Annotated in this window: 1 pseudogene; it reads right to left on the bottom strand. The window is 63.8% G+C overall.

From position 1 onward, the window contains the following. Nucleotides 1-406 (bottom strand): annotated as a pseudogene (locus FJR74_RS08390) (hypothetical protein); the annotation flags it as partial. Nucleotides 407-608: the final 202 nt, after the last annotated feature.

Here is a 608-nt window from a genome sequence, read left to right as displayed (position 1 = left end):
AGTCTTGCTGCACCATTGGGACTTCCACTCGTTGGCGGCCGGTGACGTGCAGGACGTCGAAAAACGGCATGTAAGCCGGAACCGGCAACGCGACCGGACTCTCCGGCCGGGTAAGGAATTCGACGACGACTTCCATCCCCTTCAGGACATCCGGCACGACGCGGACCCAGTCCGGTCGGGGGCACCAACCGTAGCGTTGTCGGCCCCAATCGGCCGTCGCCCTCGGCAGGCTGTCCTCGCCCAACGGCGGGTAGCCGAACTCCTCGTTGTCGACGCACGCCCGCACCCCGTCGAGCACAGCCGGTGCGGTGGGAAAGTCCATCTCCGCCAGCCACAGTGGCACTACATCGGGCCCGAAATAGTTCCACTTGAGCGTGTTGCGACCCCGAAGCTGTTCCTCGGTCAACAGATTGAAGATGCTGTCCTGCATTTTATGACGGGGTTATGACGGGGTGTTGTAGCCCACAGCGGATGCTTGTAGCGGTACCTGGGTTCCGCTGCGCCAGACGGCTTTGACGTCGCAGAGTCCGGCGGGGTCATGGTCCACACCTGCCGCAACAGCCAGCAGATCAGCGTCGTAGCCCGGCGCGATGCGACCCTTGCGGTGG

The sequence above is a fragment of the Metamycoplasma neophronis genome, assembly GCF_006491995.1.
Taxonomy (GTDB): domain Bacteria; phylum Bacillota_I; class Bacilli_A; order Mycoplasmatales; family Metamycoplasmataceae; genus Metamycoplasma; species Metamycoplasma neophronis.
Note: the sequence above shows the minus strand (reverse complement) of the source record. Positions and strands in the feature narration are given on the sequence as shown.